This is a genomic window from Cellulomonas phragmiteti (genome assembly GCF_016862775.1).
Taxonomy (GTDB): domain Bacteria; phylum Actinomycetota; class Actinomycetes; order Actinomycetales; family Cellulomonadaceae; genus Cellulomonas; species Cellulomonas phragmiteti.
This window is the reverse complement of sequence record NZ_BONP01000060.1, coordinates 1-1,419: the sequence shown is the minus strand read 5'-3', so window position 1 is coordinate 1,419 and position 1,419 is coordinate 1. Positions and strand designations below refer to the sequence as shown.

The 1,419-nt window shown below is 70.4% G+C and carries 1 protein-coding gene; it reads right to left on the bottom strand.

The window, feature by feature from the left end; all coding sequences use genetic code 11:
• On the bottom strand, positions 1-1,419 hold a 1,419-nt coding region (locus tag Cph01nite_RS18905), incomplete at both ends, for a non-reducing end alpha-L-arabinofuranosidase family hydrolase (RefSeq protein WP_203676595.1).

The following is a 1,419-nucleotide window of genomic DNA, read 5'->3' as shown; positions in this document are numbered from 1 at the left end:
ACCGATGAGCGCCTGGTCGATCGGCCCCGTCCCGGAGTTCGTGATGCTGCCGGTGAACAGGTTCTGGTGCGCCGACCAGCCGTTGACGTTGTCCGGGTTGGTCGACGTCCGGTACGAGAACGCCGGACCGCCCCACTGGTACGCCAGGACCCAGATGTTCTTCGGGGCGAAGTAGAACAGGCTGGGAGCGACCGCCGAGAACGGCATCGCCGTCTGGCTGGCGGCACCCATCTGCGAGTAGTCGGAGAACAGCCCGAACTTCATCGAGCCCCACGACGTCCCCGTGTCGTGCGTCGTGGCGTACACCAGCTGCTGGCCGTTGTACGGCGCGACCGTGAAGTCCTTCAGCGAGACCCAGCCCGAGCGCGGCTGCGCGAGCGGACCGGACGACGACCAGCGGTAGGACGACGGCAGGCTGCAGGTGGGCGACGGCGTGGGCGTGGGCGACGCCGTCGGGGTCGGGGTCGGGGTCGGGGTCGGCGACACCGTCGGCGACGGGGTCGGGGTGGGCGACGTGGTCGGGGTCGGGGTCGGCTGCTGGGTGGGGGTCACCGCACCGTTGCAGCCGGCACCGTTGAGGGCGAACGACGTGGGCACCGGGTTGTCACCGGTGAACCCGCCGTTGAACCCGAAGCCGACCGTGCCGCCGGCCGGGACCGCGGCGTTGTAGTCCGCGTTGCGGACGGTGACCTGCGAGCCGCTCTGCGTCGAGACGCCGTTCCACGCCTGCTGCACGGTCTGGTTGCCCGGGAAGGCGAACGTGAGCGTCCAGCCGTTCAGCGCGGCGCCGTGGTTGGTCACCTTGACGTCGGCGGTGAAGCCACCGGGCCACTGGGAGGTCACCCGGTAGTCGACGGAGCACGCGCCCGTGCCGGGGTTCTGCGTGGGTGCCGGCGTCGGCGTCGGGTCCGGTGTCGGTGTCGGCGTCGGGCTCGGCGTCGGTGTCGGCGTCGGAGTCGGCGTCGGTGTCGGCGTCGGCGTCGGCGTCGGCGTCGGCGTCGGAGTCGGCGTCGGAGTCGGGCTCTGCGTCGTGCCGCCCGGGGTGGCACGGACACCGCCGGCGTTCAGCGCGTCGAGGGTGTAGTTGTACGCAGCCTTCTTGTTGCCGTTGCCGTCGAACAGCAGCGGGGTGTGCTCACGACGCCACGAGTCCGAGTCCTTGACCCCCCAGACCGTGATACCGGTGCAGCGGGCCACGGACAGGCACGCCTGCATGATCCCGCGGAACTGCTCGCCCTGGGAGTTGCCCGAGCCCTGGATGTCCAGCTCGGTGATCTGGACGTCGACACCCAGCGCGGCGAAGTTGCCCAGCGTGGTGTGGTAGTTCGACGGGACGGGGTTGCCGGAGTTGAAGTGCGCCTGGAAGCCCACGCAGTCGATCGGCACACCGCGGGCCTTGAAGTCCCGGACCATGTTGTA